Here is a 19,258-nt window from a genome sequence, read left to right as displayed (position 1 = left end):
CCACCCCGTTGCCCCCGCCGCGTCGATCATGAAGTTGGCGGTCGCCGCACTGGCGTGTCGTGCCGTCAACTTCATGATCGACGGGTCAGGGAGGGGTGGGAGTGGGTGGGTTGAAGCAGGTTAGGGCCTGGCCGTGGCCGCGGGTCCAGGCCAGGGGGCGGCCGTCGAGGGCGAGCACGTTGTGGAAGCCGTCGTTCGGCGGGTCGGGCAGTTCCGCGGGCGGCAGCACGGCCGGGTCCTCGTTGGCGAGCCAGTGGCCGGGCAGCGTACGCACCAGGTCGGTGAAGGCCGCGCGGCGGGCCGGCGGCACCTGGTAGAGCACCGAGCTGTGGAAGACCACCAGCGTCGCGCCGGCCGGGGCCCGGGCCGCCAGCGCCGGCAGGTCGTCGACCAGGTCGCCCCGGACCAGCACCGGCGGGTCGGTCACCGCCACCGCCGCCGCCGCGCGCAGCCGGTCCCGGCGGTGCTGGTGCTCCGGCCAGATCAGCGCGTCTAGCCAGGCCAGGTCGGCCGGGTCGGTGACGTCCAGCGGGTGCACGTCCAGGCCCGCCCGCCACACCACCTCCGGCCGCCGGGCCGGTGGGGCGGCGCCGGTCAGGGTGCAGTCGAGCACCGGCTCGCCGTCGCCGACCCGCTGGTCGCCGTAGCGGTAGGCGTACCGGTCGGGGTAGAGACACAACCCGGCGGAGGCGCCCACCTCCAGCAGCGCCAGCGGCTGCGGCAACGCGGCGAGCACCGGCAGCAGCACCGCGCAGCGGCCGGCCTCGTTCGTCTGGGTCGCCCGGACCCGCATCTGCGCGGCGATCTCCGGCCAGTGCGCCAGCACGTGCGCGCGGAACGCCGCCGGGTCGTCGACCGGGCCGCCGCGCAGCCGCACCACGCCGAAGAGCAGATTCGGCTGGCGCTTGGCCGGCGGGAGCGTGTCGAGCGACGCGAGCAGCTCCGGGTCGTGGGCCACGGCCCGCGACAGGCGCTCGTATGCCGGGGACACGCCGCGCGCCTCGCGTGCGGCGAACGCCTGATAGATGTCGGCCGTGCTCATCGCCCGAGCATGCCAGCTCCCGGCGTGCTCGTCCGTCCCGAAGCCGCCGGTTCGCCGGACGTGGTGGGGTCGGCGGCCGGTGGACACCGCCATCTCCCCGTTTTGCTTGCAGGAGGTGCAGGTAGCTAAGGAACCGAGCGTGGTCGACCTCGTCGAGCGGCAGCAACGGTCGGCTGGGGCCGATCCACCTGAGGGACTTTCCTGCTCTCGCAGAGGGAGACCGTGGGAGCGCGGGGCAGGTCGCCGGTTCGCAGCCGGACGCGGGCACGGACAAGCCCGAGGTCGTTGAGCCGGGCCGGTCGAGGAATTGAAGATCGTCTGGTGGGCGGCATGACCGAGCCAGCTCACGGACGGCTGTCTCCTGCCAATCCGGGAGCCGGTTACGCCTTCGCTTGTTCACCCGGGTGGTGACTTGTTACCCGACTCGACCGCAATGCCTTCACTTTCGATGTCTGACCCGTCCGCCGACACACAGAAGGTGAGAGCCATGATTCCCACCCTCTGTGTGTCCGCTACTCCGTTTCGCCCAGGCGGCGTCCTGCGCTACGCGACCCGACCGATGCTGTGGTGACAACCGGGCTGGAAGGGGATCGAGAAGGCATTCGGATCTTCGGCAGGCCAGTAGCGAGCACGGTGACCGTCGTAGACCTCCTGGACCGACACGATGCTCCCTTCGTGCTGGGTACAACCAGCCACCGCCCGCTTCGGCTCGGCGGCCCGGTAAATCATGACGTGGCTGATGCCTTCAACGATGAAGCGCGCGGCGAGCCCTCGGACATACCAGGTGTTGAACTCGCTGGTCCCAAGCCGCTCGGCGACCTGTCGAAGGTTGACCTTCCGGGTGCGGGGCACACCGTTTCGCGTGTACGCCTCCTGCGGACTGAACATGCCAGGCGTACTGAGCAGGTCATTGATTAGGGTGTCGTCGTCGCCAAACTCGATGGCGTTGCGCATCATGGTCGGCCACAGGGTCCGACCTTGTGCGCTCAGCGTGGGCGGTAGGAACGGCGATCCCGCCTGTTCACTATTGAACTCGCGGAGCATGTATTCGCGGGTCGCGGGGTCGAGGTCAGGCAGATATAGAGACATGCTTGCTCCGGAGGTAAGGGAGTCCGATTCATCGGAAGACCGAGGAGCGCTGCCGCTGGCAAGAGNCGGAGACCTATTAGCAGGTCTCCGCACCTCCTACATGTCGTCGCCTATTTCGCGAGAACCGAATCGCCTAGAGGCGAGAGTCCGTCGCCTATTGGTGAGACTTGACTCAGCTGCAGCCGCTGGTGGAGCCGCAGCCCTCGCAGACGTAGCAGCTTCCGGCCGGCCGCATCTTGGTGCCGCAGGTGAAGCAGAGCGGCGCGTCCGCGGCCTTGCCGATCACGGCCTCCAGCAGTTCGGTGCTGGAACCCACCGACGGCGCGGGCTTGACGGCCGCAACGTCGGCCATCTCCTGCGCCGGTTGGGCGATCGGGCCGGTCTTCGTCTCGGGTGCCTCGACCGGGGCGGAGGCGGCCATCGCGGTGAGGTCCGCACCGCTCGCCTCCGCCTCCGCCTCGGCCCGGAGCTGGGCGGCCCGCTCCTTGGCGGTGAAGATGCCCAGCTCCGCGCGGCGCTCGTACGGCAGGAAGTCAAGCGCCAGGCGACGGAAGATGTAGTCCATCACCGAGGCGGCCATCCGCACGTCCGAGTCGTCGGTCATACCGGCCGGCTCGAAGCGCATGTTGGTGAACTTGCTGACGTACGTCTCCAGCGGGACGCCGTACTGGAGACCGATGGAGATGGCCACCGAGAAGGCGTCCATCACGCCGGCCAGGGTCGAGCCCTGCTTCGACATCTTCAGGAAGACCTCGCCGAGGCCGTCGTCCGGGTAGGACGAGGCGGTGAGGTAGCCCTCCGCGCCGCCGACCGAGAAGGAGACCGTCTGGGACGGGCGCTTCTTCGGCAGCCGCTTGCGCACCGGGCGGTACTCGACGACCTTCTCCACGACCTTCTCGGCGACGGCGGCCTCGACCGCGGCCTCCACGGCCGCCTCGACGACGGCCTTGTTCGGCTTGGCCACCGACAGCGGCTGGCCCACCTTGCAGTTGTCCCGGTAGATCGCCAGCGCCTTCAGGCCGAGCTTCCAGCCCTCGAAGTAGATCTTCTCGACGTCGGCCACGGTCGCCTGCTCCGGCATGTTGACCGTCTTGGAGATGGCGCCGGAGATGAACGGTTGGACGGCCGCCATCATCCGCACGTGGCCCATCGGCGCGATGGACCGCTCACCCATGGCGCAGTCGAAGACCGGGTAGTGCTCCGGCTTCAGGCCGGGCGCGTCCACCACGTGCCCGTGGTCGGCGATGTGCTCGACGATCGCCTCGACCTGCTCCTCGGGGTAGCCGAGGCTGCGCAGGGCGCGCGGCACGGTCTGGTTGACGATCTGCATCGAGCCGCCGCCGACCAGCTTCTTGAACTTGACCAGCGCCAGGTCCGGCTCGACGCCGGTGGTGTCGCAGTCCATCATCAGGCCGATGGTGCCGGTCGGGGCGAGGACGCTCGCCTGCGAGTTGCGCCAGCCGAACTTGTCGCCGAGCTTGTTGCCGAGCGTCCACTGCTTGGTCGCCTCGCGCTGCACGGCGGTGGCCACGGTGCCGGTCGGCTTGATGCTGTCGTTGGCGGCGGCGTGCTTGCGCATGACCCGCTTGTGCGGCTCGGCGTTGCGGGCGTAGCCGTCGTACGCGCCGACGATGCCGGCCAGCTCGGCGGAGCGGCGGTAGGCGGTGCCGGTCATCAGCGAGGTGATCGCCGCGGACACCTCCCGCCCCTGGTCCGAGTCGTAGGGCAGGCCGGAGGCCATCAGCAGGGCGCCCAGGTTGGCGTACCCGATGCCGAGCTGCCGGTAGGCGCGGGTGGTCTCGCCGATCTTCTCGGTCGGGAAGTCGGCGAAGCAGATCGAGATGTCCATCGCGGTGATGACGAACTCGACCGACCGGACGAACTTCTCCACCTCGAAGCCGCCGTCGGCGCGGAGGAACTTCATCAGGTTCAGCGAGGCCAGGTTGCACGAGGAGTTGTCCAGGTGCAGGTATTCCGAGCACGGGTTCGACGCGGTGATCCGCCCGGTCTCCGGGCAGGTGTGCCAGTCGTTGATGGTGTCGTCGTACTGCAGGCCCGGGTCGGCGCACTCCCAGGCGGCCTGGGAGATGGTGTGGAACAGCTTCTTGGCGTCGATCGTCTCGATGGTCTGCCCGTCGAGCCGGCCGCGCAGGTCGAAGCCGCCGTTGTTCTCCACCGCGGTCATGAACTCGTCGGAGACGCGGACCGAGTTGTTGGCGTTCTGGTACTGCACGCTGACGATGTCCGCGCCGCCCAGATCCATGTCGAAACCGGCGTCGCGCAGCGCGCGGATCTTGTCCTCCTCGCGCGCCTTGGTCGCCACGAACTCCTCGATGTCCGGGTGGTCCACGTCGAGGATGACCATCTTGGCCGCGCGCCGGGTGGCGCCACCGGACTTGATGGTGCCGGCGGAGGCGTCCGCGCCGCGCATGAAGCTGACCGGGCCGGAGGCGGTGCCGCCGGAGGAGAGCAGTTCCTTGGAGGAGCGGATGCGGGACAGGTTGACCCCGGCGCCGGAGCCGCCCTGGAAGATCCGCCCCTCCTCCTTGTACCAGTCGAGGATCGAGTCCATCGAGTCGTCGACGGCCAGGATGAAGCACGCTGAGACCTGCTGCGGCGACGGCGTGCCGACGTTGAACCAGACCGGCGAGTTGAAGCTGAACACCTGGTGCAGCAGCATCCAGGTCAGCTCGTGCGCGAACACCTCGGCGTCGGCCGGGGAGGCGAAGTAGCCGTACTCCTCACCCGCGGTGCGGTAGGTCTCCACCACCCGGTCGATGAGCTGCTTGAGCGACCACTCCCGCTGCGGGGTCCCCACCGCGCCCCGGAAGTACTTCGTGGTCACGATGTTGGCCGCGTTGACCGACCAGGACTCGGGGAACTCCACCCCGCGCTGCTCGNGACCTCGTCGTAGGGGTGCACCCCCTCGGTCGTCCAGACGCGTTCGATCTTCAGCCCCGCCCCGGCCTTGTTCCGTGACTTGCTGGTTGTCACGCCCTCGCCCCCTCATCGGCACGGTCACCCACCGCGCCTGGTCACACTGTCGGAAATCAGAAATGTCAGCTGATCGCGCCGGCGGCGTCGACCGCCTGAGCGCTGGTGCCCTCACGGGCTCGTGCGGCCTCCCGCAGCGTCTCGATCTCCCGCTCGAAGTCGGCGAGCGAGTCGAAGGACCGGTAGACGCTGGCGAACCGCAGGTAGGCCACCTCGTCGAGGTCGCGCAACGGGCCGAGGATGACCAGACCCACCTCGTGGCTGGGAATCTCCGCCGCCCCCTTGGCGCGGACGGTCTCCTCGACCTTCTGTGCCAGGAGCGCGATCGAGTCGTCGTCGACCGGCCGCCCCTGGCACGCCTTGCGCACCCCACCGATGATCTTCGTGCGGCTGAACGGCTCGGTCACCCCGCTGCGCTTGACCACCGCGAGCACCGCCTCCTCGACGGTGGTGAACCGCTTGCCGCACTCCGGGCAGGACCGCCGCCGCCGGATGAGCTGGCCGTCGTCGGCCTCCCGCGAGTCGACCACCCGGGAGTCGGCGTGCCGGCAGTACGGACACCGCATCGCCCGACCTCCTCATCGACCACGGGCACAGCTACCGACCCCCGGGCACGCGTCGACACGGCGCAGCCATCCTTCGACGACCGTCGCCGAGTGCGCGATGCGGGAGTGCGTTCGGTAGTTGAACCCAACCTGTAGGCTACTTACGCCCATGTGACTACTACATCTAGGGGTCGACCGTATGCCGTCCCCCTAGCGAGGTCAAGTTGACCGGCGTGTCCGGCGCGTCATCAGAATCACGTCGGCCACGACGCCGCCGAAGAGCCCAACGGCGCGCGCCGTCCCCGGTCACGCCGCCGGAAATCATCTCGCCCAGCGGCGCGCGCCGGGCTAGGTTGCCGGCGTGAACGCAGACATGGTGGGCGCCGGGTGGGACGCGCCGGGGTGGCGGGAATCCGCCTCGCAGTGGGTGACGGACCAGCTCGGCCGGTACGGCCGGCGGGTCACCGGGCCGGTGGAGGAGCGCGTACGCCCGTGGTCCCTGGTGTGGCGCGTGCCCACCGACGACGGTGACGCCTGGTTCAAGGCCAACAGCGACGGCACCCGGTACGAGGCCGGCCTGTTGGCGGCGCTGTCCCGGCTGGCGCCCGGCCGCGTGCCGGACCCGCTGGCGGTGGACGCCGACCGGGGCTGGTCGCTGCTGCCCGACGGTGGCCGCACCCTGCGCGACGTGCTGGCCGTCGCGCCCGATCCGGGGCGCTGGGAGCTGATCCTGCCCGCGTACGCCGATCTCCAGCGGGTGAGCGCCGCGCACGCCGACGAACTGCTCGCCCTCGGCCTGCCCGACCACCGGCCCGAGGTGCTGCCGGGCCTGTTCGTCCACCTGCTGGACGACACCGACTCGCTGCTGCTCGGCACGGAGGACGGCCTCACGCCGGAGATGCACGCCCGGCTGCGCGGTCACGCCGACCGGTACGCGCGGGACTGCCGACGGCTCGCCGACCTCGGGGTCGAGCCCACCGTGCAGCACGACGACCTGCACGACGGGAACATCTTCGTCGCCACCGACGGCCCACGCTTCTTCGACTGGGGGGACGCGTCCCTCGCCCACCCGTTCGGGACCCTGCTGGTGACGCTGCGCTCGGTCGGGCACGCCTTCGAGCTGCCCGCCGGGGATGCGGTGCTGCTCCGGCTGCGGGACGCCTACCTGGAGGCGTGGACCGACCGGTACGACCGGGCCGATCTGCGGGAGGCGGCGGCGCTGGCGACGACCGTGACCACGGTCAGCCGCTCGCTCTCCTGGCGGCGGGCCCTGCCGGCCACCGACCCGACGCGCGCCGCGTACGCCGCCGCCGTCCCGGGTTGGCTGGAGGAGTTGTTCGCACCGGCTCCACTCTGACCCGTCCGGCGGATCCGGGATTTCACGGTGACACGCCGTCAGGTCGTACAGATGTTTGAAAATGGCCGAACTCACCTATACGGTCGGAGCACACGCTCCACGAGCCGACGAGGCACGCAGCGCCGACCAGGGAGGGACGGACGTGACCGAGGACCGGGCCAGCCGGCAGAAGAACCCGCAGCCGATCGACGGGGCGGGTCCGCCGGCGACCCGTCGCCCCCGCACCGCGCGCAGCCGGGCCGCCCAGCCCGGGGTGCGCCCGGTCACACCGGTGGTCAGCAGCTTCCCCGACCCGGCGACGGTCGACCTCACCGCCCGGCAGCGCCGCATCCTGGAGTTCATCCGCACCTGGGTGGAGCGCCACGGCTACCCGCCGAGCGTGCGCGAGATCGGCGAGGCGGTCGGCCTGGTCTCCCCGTCCAGCGTCGCCTACCAGCTCAAAGAGCTGGAGAAGAAGGGTTTCCTGCGCCGCGACCCGAACCGTCCGCGCGCCGTCGACGTGCGGGCACCGAGCGACGTCGACGACGAGGCCGCCCGCGCGCAACGCCCCGCCCCGGCGTACGTGCCGATGCTGGGCCGGATCGCCGCCGGTGGGCCGATCCTCGCCGAGCAGGCCGTGGAGGACATCTTCCCCCTGCCCCGTGAGCTGGTCGGTGAGGGCGACGTCTTCATGCTCCAGGTCAAGGGCGACTCGATGCTCGACGCCGCGATCTGCGACGGCGACTGGGTGGTCGTGCGGCAGCAGCCCAACGCCGAGGTCGGCGACATCGTGGCGGCGATGCTCGACGGCGAGGCGACGGTGAAGACCTACCGGCGTCGCGACGGGCACGTCTGGCTGATGCCGCAGAACCCGGCGTTCGACCCGATCCCCGGCGACGACGCCACCATCATGGGCCGCGTGGTCGCGGTGCTGCGGCGGATCTGACCCACACACGGCAGCGGGGGTGACCGTCGCCGGTCACCCCCGCTGTTCGTCGTCGTGCGTCAGTAGCGGTCGCCTCGGTACTCCCGGCCACCGGAGACCGGCCCGTACTGCCCTTGGGCGTCGTCGCGGCGGCCGCCGCGCGGATCCCGGGGGCCCGGCTCGCGCCGCGGCGGTTCCGCCCGGCCACCGTCACCCCGCCGCCCACCACCGGCCGGCTGCCCACGGTGTCCGGTCCCGCCCGGGGCACCGCCCCGGCCGGTCGGACCCGCGCCGCCGCCCTGGCCCCTGCCGCCGTAGACGCCGCCGCCCTGGCCACCGCGCTGGCCGGCACCGCCGCCGCTGACGGCACCCCCGCCGTAGACGCCACCGCCCTGACCGCCGCCGGTCGGGGGCCGACCGCCGCCGTCCTGGGGCCGTGCGCCGCCACCGTCCTGGGGCCGGGCGCCACCCCGGCCGCCACCGCCCTGCGGTCGACCGCCACCCTGACCGCCGCCGGCCGGCGGGCGGCCACCGCCCTGGGGCCGACCGCCGCCCTGCGGACGGCCACCGCCGCCCTGGGGACCGCCACCGCCCTGCGGACGACCACCGCCGCCCCGGGGACCGCCACCGCCCTGGGAGGCGCCACCGCCCTGGGGAGCGCCGACCGGCGGCCGGGCCGCGCCCTGGGCCGCACCGCCGTAGACGGCGCCGCCCTGGGGCCGGGCACCGCCGTACACCCCGCCGGCCGCCGCCGGACGGTCGCCGTTCGCGGCACCGCCGTAGACGCCACCGCCCTGACCACCGCCGCCGTACACGCCGCCACGCGCCGGGGTCTCGGACCGGTTGTCGGGCGGAAGGGCGCTGTTCACCGGGAACTCGCCGCTGTGCTCGGGCTCGTCGGCCGGCTCGGCGGGCGTCGGCCGGCGCCGGGACCGCAGGATGCCGAACACGCCCGCGCCGACCAGGAGCGCGCCCAACACTCCGACCGCGGCGATCAGGTACGTGATCTCGTCGAGCGAGAGCCCTTCGAGCCAGGACTTCTGCGCCGCCGCTTTCGTCTCGGCCTTGCCGCCGTTGGGCAGCGCCTCCACCCCGGTGCTGGCCGGCGTGTAGCCGAGGATGTCGATCGGGTCCGCTTCGTCCAGCGAGCCACCGTCGGAGACGGTAACGAAGGACTTGCCGTCCGGGGTGTAGGAGATGGCCTCACCGAACGGGTCGGCCAGCGGGGTGACGCGGGGCTTACCGGTGGTCAGCGCCTTGACCAGGTCGCCGCCGGCCACGTCGAACTCGAACGCGTCCGCGTACGTGCGGAGCACCACCCGGGCACCGTCGGGCGAGCGTGCCGCGCCGGTGACCAGCGCACGCCCCGGGCCGCCGAGCTTGTTCTCGGTGTTCGTCCGGGGCAGCGTGACCTCGCCGACCTTCTTCATCGGAACCGGCTCGGTGTCGCCGCCGGCCTTCAGCTTCGCCGTCGGGGTGAAGATCTCCGACTTGCCGGAGAGGTCCTTCGTGATCACCAGCGGCAGGTTGTCGTCACCGACGAGCAGCGCCTCGGCGTCGTGCGGCTCCTTGCCGGGGTAGCTGAGCCGGTGCAGCACCGGCTGCTTCGACCCGCTCAACGGCATCGTCCAGACCGCGACCCGCTCGCGCCGGGTCTTCTTCTCCACGTTGTCGCCGGTGTCGGCGATCCAGAGCGTCTTCTTGTCCGGCCCGAGGGCCAGGTCCTCGGTGTCGAACGGCCCGTCGCCGGAGTATCGGACCTCCTTGTCGACCTTGCACTTGGCGTCGAGGAAGAAGACCCGCTTGCGGTCGGGGTCGTCGGAGCCGTCGTTGACGACGACGTAGCCGTCGCCGGTGGCGATCAGGCCGGACAACTCCCGGAGACGGTCGTCGGTGACCGTGCACTTCTTCTTGGGAGCCGCGGCCAGCACGGGGGCCGCGACGGGAGCCGCCAGGGCCGGCCCGGCCGGCGCCACGATCGCGCCGACCAGGCCGAGCGCGAGCGTGACCGAGGAGACAACGTGCCGCATGGCGCTCAGTGTCGCACGGCCGGGGTTTCCGGCGGGTGACGCCGGATGGCTCACCGCCCGGCGCCCACCCGCTCCTCGTCGGTGAGCCGGTCGCCCGAGCGGTACGGGGCCAGCTCGGCGGCGAGCGCCTGGCTCACCCGTACGTGCAGCAACGTGCCCTCGGGCAGGTGCGCAGTGCTGAGCACCTCGCCCTGCCGGTGCACCCGGGCCACCAGGTCACCCCGGTCGTACGGAAGCACCGCGCGCACCTCGACGGCCGGTCGGGGCAGCCGGTGCTCGATCGCCTCGCGCAGCTCGTCGATGCCACGCCCACTTCGCGCGGAGACGAACACGGCCTCCGGCCAGAGCCGCTTGAGCCGCAGCATCGTCTCCTCGTCGCTGGCGTCGGTCTTGTTCACCGCCAGCAGCTCCGGCAGGCGGTCGGCACCCACCTCGGCGAGCACCTCGCGGACCGCCCGGACCTGCTCCTCCGGATCGGGATGGGTGCCGTCGACCACGTGCACCACCAGGTCGGCGTCGGCGACCTCCTCCAGCGTCGAGCGGAACGCCTCGACGATCTGGTGCGGCAGGTGCCGCACGAACCCGACCGTGTCGGAGAGCGTGTAGAGCCGCCCGTCGGACGTGGTGGCCCGGCGCGTGGTCGGGTCCAGCGTGGCGAACAACGCGTCCTCGACCAGCACACCGGCCCCGGTCAGGCGGTTGAGCAGGCTGGACTTGCCGGCGTTGGTGTAGCCGGCGATGGCCACCGCCGGCACCGCGTTACGGGACCGCCGGGCGCGCTTCGTCTGGCGTACCGTGGCCATGCTCTTGATCTCGCGGCGCAGCCGTGCGATGCGGTGCCGGATGCGGCGCCGGTCGGTTTCCAGCTTGGTTTCACCGGGACCACGCACGCCCACGCCGCCGCCGGCGCCGCCACCGCGACCGCTACCACCGGTCTGCCGGGAGAGCGTCTCGCCCCAGCCGCGCAGGCGCGGCAGCAGGTATTCGAGCTGGGCCAGCTCGACCTGCGCCCGGCCCTCCTTGCTCTTGGCGTGCTGGGCGAAGATGTCGAGGATCAGGGCGGTGCGGTCGACCACCTTCACCTTGGTGCGCTGCTCCAGGTTGCGCAGCTGCGACGGGGACAGCTCACCGTCGCAGATGACCGTGTCGGCGCCGGTGGAGAGCACCACCGCGCTCAGGTCGTCGACCTTGCCCCGCCCGATGTAGGTGGCCGGGTCGGGCCGGTTGCGGCGTTGGATCAGCCCCTCCAGCACCTGGGAGCCGGCCGTCTCGGCCAGCGCCGCCAGCTCGGTGAGGCTGTTGTCGGCGTCGGACTGGGTCCCCTCGGTCCAGACCCCCACCAGGACGACCCGCTCCAGCCGGAGCTGGCGGTACTCGACCTCGGTGATGTCGGTGAGTTCGGTGGAGAGGCCAGGGACCCGCCGCAGCGCCTGCCGCTCCGACAGCTCGTATTCGCCGGTGGTGGCGTCGAGCTCGTCGTCCGTGTAGGGATGGAAGGTCTCCTGCTCGCGCAAACCGCGTCTCCTGTCCGTAATGTGCATCGCCGAGCATTTTCGGCGCGTGACAGCAATCCTGACATGTGACAACGCCGGGCGCACCCGGGTTATGCCCGTGCGTCCGTGGCGCTACCCACCGGTAGTGGGGCCGGATGCCGGCCCACCGGCCCGAGCGGGTAGAAATGCCAGTCGAGCCGCTCAGCGTCGACGGAGGAGTGTTTCTCGTGGCCATCACCCGACTGCCGAGTGCCGGATTCTCGATCACCATCCGGATCGCGGTGCCCGCCGACGCCTCCTCCATCGGCCGGTTGACCACCGCGGCGGGCGAGGCCGGCGCCATCGTCACCGCGCTGGACGTGGTCGACTCCGATCCGACGAACGTGATCGTCGACCTCACCTGCGACACCGCCGACGCCGGTCACGCCGACCAGGTCGTCGACGCGCTCACCGCGCTCGACGGGGTGGACGTGCGCAAGGTGTCCGACCGGACGTTCCTGCTGCACCTCGGTGGCAAGATCGAGGTGACCCCGAAGGTCGCGCTGCGCACCCGCGACGAGCTGTCCCGCGCGTACACCCCGGGGGTGGCCCGGGTCTGCATGGCGATCGCCGAGAACCCGGCCGACGCCCGCCGGCTCACCATCAAGCGCAACACGGTCGCCGTGGTCAGCGACGGCTCGGCCGTGCTCGGGCTGGGCAACCTCGGGCCGGCCGCCTCGCTGCCGGTGATGGAGGGCAAGGCGGCGCTGTTCAAGCGGTTCGGCAAGGTCGACGCCTGGCCGGTGGTGCTGGACACCCAGGACACCGACGAGATCGTGGCGATCGTCAAGGCCATCGCGCCGGCCTACGGCGGGATCAACCTGGAGGACATCGCCGCGCCGCGCTGCTTCGAGATCGAGGCCCGACTGCGCGAGGCGCTGGACATCCCGGTCTTCCACGACGATCAGCACGGCACCGCGATCTGCGTGCTGGCCGCGCTCACCAACGCGCTGCGCGTCGTGGGCAAGCAGCTCGCGGACGTCCGGGTCGTGGTCTCGGGCGCCGGCGCGGCCGGCACCGCGATCATGAAGCTGCTGCTGCGTCAGGGCGTGGGCGACATCATCGCGTACGACCGGCAGGGCGCGCTGCACCGCGGGCTGACCGACCTCAACCCGGCCTGGCAGTGGCTGGCGGAGAACACCAACCGGGAGGACTACTCCGGTGACCTGGCCGGGGCGGTTCGTGGCGCGGACGTGTTCATCGGGGTGAGCGCGCCGAACCTGCTCACCGGCGAGGACGTGGCCGCGATGGCCAAGGACGCGATCGTCTTCGCGCTGGCCAACCCGGACCCGGAGGTGGACCCGCGCGAGGCGCGCAAGTACGCCGCCGTGGTGGCCACCGGCCGCTCGGACCAGCCCAACCAGATCAACAACGTGCTCGCCTTCCCGGGCGTGTTCCGCGGCATGCTCGACGCGCACGCCGAGGAGTTCACCGAGGAGATGGCGATCGCGGCGGCCCGCGCCATCGCCGACGTGGTCGGCGAAGACAAGATCAACCCGACGGTGATCGTGCCCAGCGTGTTCGACGCCCGGGTCGCCCCCGCGGTGGCCGCCGCGGTGCGCGCCGCCGCCCAGAACCCGGCCGCGACGCCGCCGCCGGCCGCCGACCCGGGCCCCGCCGACCTGCCCGAGGTCGCCGCCAGCGCCAGCGCCACCCCCTGACCCGAGCCTCATTCCCCTGGACCAGTCCATCCGCCCTCGTCCGGCCACGCAAATGCCGCGACATGCCGCAGTGAAGCGGGCGGGGCCGGCGTGTCGTGGTCGGAAGAACACTCAACCGAAGAGCGATATACCTAGGAGTCATTATTATGACTACCGGGTATATCGCTCTTCCGCCTTCCGCCCGGCCAGACCGTCACACAACGTGACCGCCGGCCCACACGCGAGCGGAGGGTGGGAGACCGGAGCGTGCGGAGGCGCAGGGCCGGGAGGCGCCGGATCCGGCCGGGGACGGTCAGGGGCGCAGCGCGCTGGGAGTCAAGGTGCCGGTGGCGACCAGGACGGCGGGGCCGGCGAGCCAGCAGGAGTCGGCGGTCACCGTGACCGTGAGGCGGCCGCCCGGGACGTCCACCACCACCGTGCCGTCCTCCCGGCCGGCGTCGCGCAGCGCCACCGCCGCGACCGCGCAGGCCCCGGTGCCGCAGGAGAGCGTCTCGGCCGAGCCCCGCTCGTGGACCCGCATCAGCACATGCCCGTCGACGCCGTCGATCGGCTCGCCGGGCGTGGTGAACTCGACGTTGACCCCGGTCGGGAAGACCGTCGCGTCGACCTCGGGGGCGCGGGTGAGGTCCAGGCCGGTCAGGTCCAGCGCGGCGGGCAGCGCGCAGACCAGGTGCGGATTGCCGACGTCCACCGCCGCGCCGGTCAGGGTGAGGCCACCCAGCGTCGCGGTGGCCGCCTCGTGGACCCGGGGGCGGCGCATCTCGACCGCCACGTCGGCGCCCTCGACCCGGGCCCGCACCAGACCGGCCCGGGTGGCGATCGGCAGCGTCCCGCCCGACGGGGCGGCCAACGAATTCTCCAGCAGGTAGCGCACGAACACCCGGGCGCCGTTGCCGCACATCTCGGCGAACGAGCCGTCGGAGTTCCAGTAGTCCATGAACCACTCGGCCTCGTCGGCCAGCGCGGCACCCTCCGGGTGCTTGGCGGCCCGGACCACGCGCAGCACGCCGTCACCGCCGAGCCCGCGCCGCCGGTCGCAGAGCGCGGCGACCAGACCGGGGGTCAGATCGAGCGCGCCGTCCGGGTCGGGCAGGAGGACGAAGTCGTTGCCGGTGCCGTGCCCCTTGGTGAACTCCACGGTCCCATCATTCCCGATGCCCGGCGACCACACCCAGCGCCATGTCGACGAGGCCGGGGTCGGCCGAGTCGAGCCAGTGCACCCGCGGGTCGCGCCGGAACCAGGAGCGCTGCCGGCGGACGAAACGCCGGGTGGCCCGGATCGTCTCCTCGTACGCCCCGGTCTCGGTAATCTCGCCGGTCAGGAAGCGCAGCACCTGCTGGTAGCCAAGCGCCCGGCTGGCCGTCCGCCCCTCGGGCAGCCCCTCGCCGATCAGCGCGCGCACCTCGTCGACCAGGCCGTCGGCCCACATCCGGTCCACCCGCAGCGCGATCCGCTCGTCGAGCCGGGCGGTGTCGAGGTCGACCCCGAGCTGCACCGACGGGTAGTACGGCACGGGGGCGGGCAGCGACGCCGTGAACGGCGCCCCGGTCAGCTCGATCACCTCCAGCGCCCGCACGATCCGCCGGCCGTTGGTGGGCAGGATGCCGGCCGCCGCCTCCGGGTCCGCCTCGGCCAACCGGGCGTGCAGCGGCCCCGGGCCGACCGCGGCCAGCTCCGCCTCCAGCCGTTCCCGCAGCGCCGGGTCGGTGCCGGGAAACTCGAACCGCTCCAGCACCGCCCGCACGTAGAGCCCCGAACCGCCGACCAGCAGCGGCACACGCCCCCGGGCGAGGATGTCGTCGACCGCCCCCCGGGCCAGCTTCTGGTACTCCGCGACGCTGGCCGGCTCGGTCACCGCCCAGATGTCCAGCAGGTGGTGCGGCACGCCCTCCCGCTCGGCCGGGGTCAGCTTCGCCGTGCCGACGTCCATCCCCCGGTAGAGCTGCATCGAGTCGGCGTTGACCACCTCGCCGTCGAGCGCGTGCGCCAGCGCGATGCTCAACGCCGACTTCCCGGCCGCCGTCGGCCCGACCACCGCGACCACCGTCCCGGTCGGCGCGCTCACGCCTGCTCCCAGTTCGCCACGAAGTAGGCGACGCCGTAGGGCGCGCGGTGGTAACCCAGCTCGCCGCGCCAGTTGCCGCCGGCCGCGCGGACCGCGCCGGCCAGCACCTGCCACGCCGCCCGCCCGGCGACCCGCAGCTCGGCGGAGAGCACCGGGTCCAGGCCGCGCAGGGCTTCGACGTCCGCGTCGGCCAGGGCCGCGGCGACCCCCTCGTCGTACGCCCCGGCGCGCGGGTCGTCGTACCCCGGCGCCGTAACGCCCCGGCAGGCCGACCCGTCGCCGAGCACCAGCAGGGCGCACCGGGGGTCGTCGTCCGCGATCAGCGTCGCGCCCAGCTCGGCGGCCTCGGCCGGGGTGGCGTCGACGGCCACCGACCGGGCCAGCCGGGGCAGCTCGGTGCGGGAGCGGTTGAGCAGCCAGGCGCCGACGGTCAGGCTCAGCGGCAGCCGGTCGCCGCCGGCGCAGTTGACCTTCCAGAGCCGCACGTGCCGGTCCAGCCCGTACGGCCGCAGTGAGCCGTGCTCGGACGCGCCGAACCGGACGGTGGCCGGGCCGCCACCGACCAGCAGGATCGCCTCGGGGCCGGCGGCGAGCAGCCGGGTGACCGCCGCGTCGGCGGCGGCACGCAGGTCGTCCAGCTCGGGCGCGGCAGCGCCGGCCAGCTCGGGCACGATCAGCGGCGGGTGGGGGCAGACGGCGGCGGCGACCAGGGGCACGGCTCCAACCTATCGGTGTCCCCCGGTGCGTCCCCGCGCCGATCCGGTCATCGCGGGCGTACGACACCGTATGGTCACGGTCGACGACAGGCGCTCGACACGGACGGGGGCGGACCTGTGACAATGCCGGGAGAAAGTTTGCTGCGCCGTGGCGGCGATCGAGGGGGCTGTCCCGTCGACGCCGGGAGATCGAGGATGGGCACATGAGCGACTGGACTTCCTTCGGACGGGTGGACGAGGACGGCACCGTCTACGTCAAGACCGCCGAGGGCGAGCGAGTGGTCGGATCCTGGCAGGCGGGGGCCCCGGAGGAAGGGCTCGCCCACTTCGCCCGACGCTACGCCGACCTGGTGACCGAGGTGGATCTGACCGAGGCCCGGCTCAACTCGGGCGCGGCCGACGCCGGCGGATCGCTGACCACGATCCGGCGGATCCGCGGGTCGCTGGCCGAGGCGCACGTCGTCGGCGACATCGACGCCCTGGCCGCCCGGCTGGACAAGCTGGCCACGGTCGCCGAGGAGAAGGCCGGCGAGGCCAAGGCCGCCCGTGAGGCCGCCCGGGGCGAGGCGCTGGCCCGCAAGACCGCCCTGGTCGAGGAGGCCGAGAAGCTGGCCGCCGAGTCGACCGGCTGGAAGACCGCCGGCGACCGGCTCAAGGAGATCCTCGACGAGTGGAAGACGATCCGCGGCGTCGACAAGAAGGCCGACGGTGAGCTGTGGAAGCGGTTCGCCGCCGCCCGCGACGGCTTCACCCGCCGACGGGGCGCCCACTTCGCCTCCCTGGACCAGCAGCGCAAGCAGGCGCAGACGGTCAAGGAGGAGCTGGTCGCCGAGGCCGAGAAGCTCAAGGAGTCCACCGACTGGGGCGTCACCGCCGGCCAGCTCAAGGACCTGATGGCCCAGTGGAAGGCCGCGCCGCGCGCCGCCAAGGAGTCCGAGCAGAAGCTCTGGGAACGCTTCCGGGCCGCGCAGGACGAGTTCTTCACCCGACGCAGCGAGGTCTTCTCCGCGCGGGACAACGAGCAGCGCGGCAACCTGGAACGCAAGCAGGCACTGCTGGCCGAGGCCGAGGCGCTCGACGTCGACGCCGACCCGAAGGGCGCCCAGGCGAGGCTGCGCGACATCCAGGCGCAGTGGCACGAAGCCGGTCGGGTGCCCCGCGAGGCGGCCGCCGGGCTGGAGCGCCGGCTGCGGGCCGTGGACGAGAAGGTCCGTGAGGTGATGGACTCGGCGTGGCGGCGCACCTCCAAGGAGGACAACCCGCTGCTGGCCCAGATGCGCTCCCAGGTCGCCGAGGCCGAGGAGCGGCTGACCCGGGCGCAGGCCGCCGGCGACGCCCGCCGGATCAAGGAGGCCGAGCAGGCGCTGGCGTCCAAGCGGCAGTTCCTCCAGCTCGCCGAGCAGGCCGGCTGACGCACGCACGACGGAGCCCCCGGATCGATCGGTCCGGGGGCTCCCGCGTGTCCGGGCACCGGCCGGCCGGGTTGACGCATCGAGGCGGGCTGATCAGAATGAGCGACGGAGCCAGGTTCCGACACCGGCGCGAGGGCATCGACGGCTGATCAGGCCGTTGACCGTGGCCGGCACGACTTCCGCGAGTGGCCGTCCACGTGACCGGCCCGACGCGCGCTGTGCGCGTACTCGATGACGAGCGGGCCGTGCCTCCTGGTCCTGCCGCCCGCGGCGCCCATGCGGCGCGGGCATCCGAAGTGGAGCTTCCATGCACCGACGCACCGCCCTCGGCGGCGCCCTGACGGCGCTCGCCACCGCCGCGGCCGGCATCCTCGTCGCCGCCGCCGTCAGCACCACCCCGGCCGCCGCCGCTGCCGGCGGCACCGGCACCGGCTACCTGCACACCAGCGGCAACAAGATCGTCGACAGCACGGGCGCCACCGTCCGGCTGACCGGCATCAACTGGTTCGGCATGGAGACCGACAACAAGACGTTCCACGGCCTGTGGTCGAGCAACCCCTGGCGCGGCCAGCTCGACACCATGGCCCGGCTGGGCTACAACACGCTGCGCATCCCGTACTCGAACGACTCGATCAAGCCCGGCGCGACCGCGACCGGGATCAACGACTTCGTCAACCCGGACCTGATCGGGCTCTCCCCGCTGCAGATCCTGGACAAGGTCATCGGCTACGCGGGCAGCAAGGGGATGCGGGTCATCCTGGACCGGCACCGGCCGACGTCGGCCGGGCAGTCGCCGCTCTGGTACACCTCGGGCGTCTCCGAGGCGACCTGGATCAACGACTGGAAGACGATGGCCCAGCGGTACGCCAACAACCCCACCGTGATCGGCGCCGACCTGCACAACGAGCCGCACGCCGAGGGCACCAACCCGGCCGCGACCGGCGCCTGCTGGGGCTGCGGCGACACCACCCGCGACTGGCGGCTCGCCGCCGAGCGGGCCGGCAACGCCATCCTCGGCGTGCAGCCGAACTGGCTGATCTTCGTGGAGGGCGTGAGCTGCCCGAGCGGCGGCCTGTCGAACGTCTGGGACAACGACCCCAGCAACGACGAGGACTGCGGCTGGTGGGGCGGCAACCTGTCCAAGGCCGGGCAGTTCCCGGTGCGGCTGAACGTGGCGAACCGGCTGGTCTACTCGCCGCACGAGTACGCCACCTCGGTCTACCGCCAGGCGTGGTTCGACGACCCCAGCTACCCGGCGAACATGCCGGCGATCTGGGACAAGTACTGGGGCTACCTCTACAAGCAGAACATCGCGCCGATCATGATGGGCGAGTTCGGCACCACGCTCCAGGACCCGAAGGACAAGATCTGGCTGGAGAACCTGATGGCCTACACCGGCACCGGGGTCAACGGGATGTCCTTCACCTACTGGTCGTGGAACCCGAACTCGGGTGACACCGGCGGCATCGCCAACGACGACTGGACCACGGTCAACCAGGCCAAGCAGGCCATCCTCCAGCCCTACCTGATCCCGCCGTCCGGCAGCGGCAACCCGAACCCGACGCCCACCGGCACCGGCACCGGCTCCCCGACGCCGAACCCAACCACGCCCGGGCCGAACCCGACCACGCCGGCGCCCAGCGGCGGCTGCACCGCCAGCTACAAGCAGGTCAACGCGTGGGCCGGCGGTTTCCAGGGCGAGCTGACCGTGAAGAACACCGGCACCGCCGCGGTGAACCCGTGGTCGGTCACCTGGACCTGGCCGGCCGGGGTGACGCTGGCCAGCGGCTGGAACGCCACGGTCACGCAGTCCGGCACCACGGTCACGGCCGCCGCGCCGACCTGGGCGTCGTCGCTGGCGGCCGGGGCCTCGGTGACCGTCGGCTTCACCGCCAACGGCACCGCCGCCA

The 19,258-nt window shown here is 72.2% G+C and carries 13 protein-coding genes and 1 pseudogene; 5 read left to right on the top strand and 9 right to left on the bottom strand.

The features are described 5' to 3' along the window. Window positions 1-85: 85 nt before the first annotated feature. From B1205_RS00435 to nrdR, 4 genes and pseudogenes are all read right to left on the bottom strand, one after another. The gene (locus B1205_RS00435) at window positions 86-1,042 is read right to left on the bottom strand and encodes a DUF2332 domain-containing protein (RefSeq protein WP_089153798.1); all 957 of its coding nucleotides are present in this window, start codon (window positions 1,040-1,042) and stop codon (window positions 86-88) included. Window positions 1,043-1,585: 543 nt separating this feature from the next. Beyond that, window positions 1,586-2,131, bottom strand: coding sequence for a hypothetical protein (locus B1205_RS00430; protein ID WP_089153797.1), 546 nt, complete (start codon window positions 2,129-2,131; stop codon window positions 1,586-1,588). 172 nt (window positions 2,132-2,303) lie between these two features. Further along, window positions 2,304-5,125: pseudogene (locus B1205_RS00425) on the bottom strand (vitamin B12-dependent ribonucleotide reductase). Window positions 5,126-5,190: 65 nt separating this feature from the next. Continuing rightward, on the bottom strand, window positions 5,191-5,691 hold the full coding sequence (gene nrdR, locus B1205_RS00420) for a transcriptional regulator NrdR (protein WP_089153796.1): 501 nt from the start codon (window positions 5,689-5,691) through the stop codon (window positions 5,191-5,193). Window positions 5,692-6,031: 340 nt separating this feature from the next. On the opposite strand from nrdR, the gene B1205_RS00415 reads away from it, so the two are divergent. After that, a complete protein-coding gene (locus tag B1205_RS00415) occupies window positions 6,032-7,027 on the top strand; it encodes an aminoglycoside phosphotransferase family protein (protein WP_254909598.1) in 996 nt (331 codons plus the stop codon). A 142-nt stretch (window positions 7,028-7,169) separates the two neighbouring features. After that, a complete protein-coding gene (gene lexA / locus B1205_RS00410; protein WP_089153794.1) occupies window positions 7,170-7,952 on the top strand; it encodes a transcriptional repressor LexA in 783 nt (260 codons plus the stop codon). Between the two features lie 59 nt (window positions 7,953-8,011). Here the strand turns inward: lexA and B1205_RS29435 are convergent, their stop codons facing one another. Together B1205_RS29435 and hflX are read right to left on the bottom strand one after the other, a co-directional pair. Continuing rightward, entirely contained in the window at window positions 8,012-9,961 is a 1,950-nt protein-coding gene (locus tag B1205_RS29435) for a hypothetical protein (protein ID WP_089153793.1), read from the bottom strand. Window positions 9,962-10,011: 50 nt separating this feature from the next. After that, window positions 10,012-11,475 carry a GTPase HflX gene (gene hflX, locus B1205_RS00400; protein WP_089153792.1) on the bottom strand — a complete coding sequence of 488 codons (1,464 nt, stop codon included), beginning with the start codon at window positions 11,473-11,475 and terminating at the stop codon, window positions 10,012-10,014. Between the two features lie 206 nt (window positions 11,476-11,681). On the opposite strand from hflX, the gene B1205_RS00395 reads away from it, so the two are divergent. Next, the gene (locus tag B1205_RS00395) at window positions 11,682-13,154 is read left to right on the top strand and encodes an NAD-dependent malic enzyme (RefSeq protein WP_089153791.1); all 1,473 of its coding nucleotides are present in this window, start codon (window positions 11,682-11,684) and stop codon (window positions 13,152-13,154) included. A 292-nt stretch (window positions 13,155-13,446) separates the two neighbouring features. Here the strand turns inward: B1205_RS00395 and dapF are convergent, their stop codons facing one another. The 3 genes from dapF to B1205_RS00380 are packed head-to-tail and all read right to left on the bottom strand — an operon-like array spanning window position 13,447 to window position 15,936. Continuing rightward, window positions 13,447-14,292, bottom strand: a complete 846-nt coding sequence (gene dapF, locus B1205_RS00390; RefSeq protein WP_089153790.1) for a diaminopimelate epimerase — start codon at window positions 14,290-14,292, stop codon at window positions 13,447-13,449. A 7-nt stretch (window positions 14,293-14,299) separates the two neighbouring features. Continuing rightward, window positions 14,300-15,232: a tRNA (adenosine(37)-N6)-dimethylallyltransferase MiaA gene (miaA, locus tag B1205_RS00385; RefSeq protein WP_441338423.1), complete on the bottom strand. Its 933-nt coding sequence runs from the start codon at window positions 15,230-15,232 to the stop codon at window positions 14,300-14,302. Next, window positions 15,217-15,936 carry a hypothetical protein gene (locus tag B1205_RS00380; protein ID WP_089153788.1) on the bottom strand — a complete coding sequence of 240 codons (720 nt, stop codon included), beginning with the start codon at window positions 15,934-15,936 and terminating at the stop codon, window positions 15,217-15,219. The genes miaA and B1205_RS00380 overlap by 16 nt, the downstream gene beginning before the upstream one ends. Window positions 15,937-16,139: 203 nt before the next feature. Between B1205_RS00380 and B1205_RS00375 the strand changes: the two genes are divergently transcribed. Together B1205_RS00375 and B1205_RS00370 are read left to right on the top strand one after the other, a co-directional pair. Beyond that, entirely contained in the window at window positions 16,140-17,348 is a 1,209-nt protein-coding gene (locus tag B1205_RS00375) for a DUF349 domain-containing protein (protein WP_089153787.1), read from the top strand. Between the two features lie 307 nt (window positions 17,349-17,655). Next, the coding region (locus B1205_RS00370; RefSeq protein WP_089153928.1) for a cellulase family glycosylhydrolase at window positions 17,656-19,258 on the top strand (1,603 nt) is incomplete at its 3' end.

The organism is Micromonospora sp. NBS 11-29 (genome assembly GCF_002140155.1).
In the GTDB taxonomy this organism is placed as follows: domain Bacteria; phylum Actinomycetota; class Actinomycetes; order Mycobacteriales; family Micromonosporaceae; genus Micromonospora.
Note: the sequence above shows the minus strand (reverse complement) of the source record. Positions and strands in the feature narration are given on the sequence as shown.

What these genes read in the sequence shown, in the direction of transcription:
- B1205_RS00430 (WP_089153797.1), bottom strand. Translation starts at nt 2,131, where the DNA reads ATGTCTCTATATCTGCCTGACCTCGACCCCGCGACCCGCGAATACATG.
- B1205_RS00435 (WP_089153798.1), bottom strand. Translation starts at nt 1,042, where the DNA reads ATGAGCACGGCCGACATCTATCAGGCGTTCGCCGCACGCGAGGCGCGC.
- B1205_RS29435 (WP_089153793.1), bottom strand. Translation starts at nt 9,961, where the DNA reads ATGCGGCACGTTGTCTCCTCGGTCACGCTCGCGCTCGGCCTGGTCGGC.
- nrdR (WP_089153796.1), bottom strand. Translation starts at nt 5,691, where the DNA reads ATGCGGTGTCCGTACTGCCGGCACGCCGACTCCCGGGTGGTCGACTCG.
- B1205_RS00375 (WP_089153787.1), top strand. Translation starts at nt 16,140, where the DNA reads ATGAGCGACTGGACTTCCTTCGGACGGGTGGACGAGGACGGCACCGTC.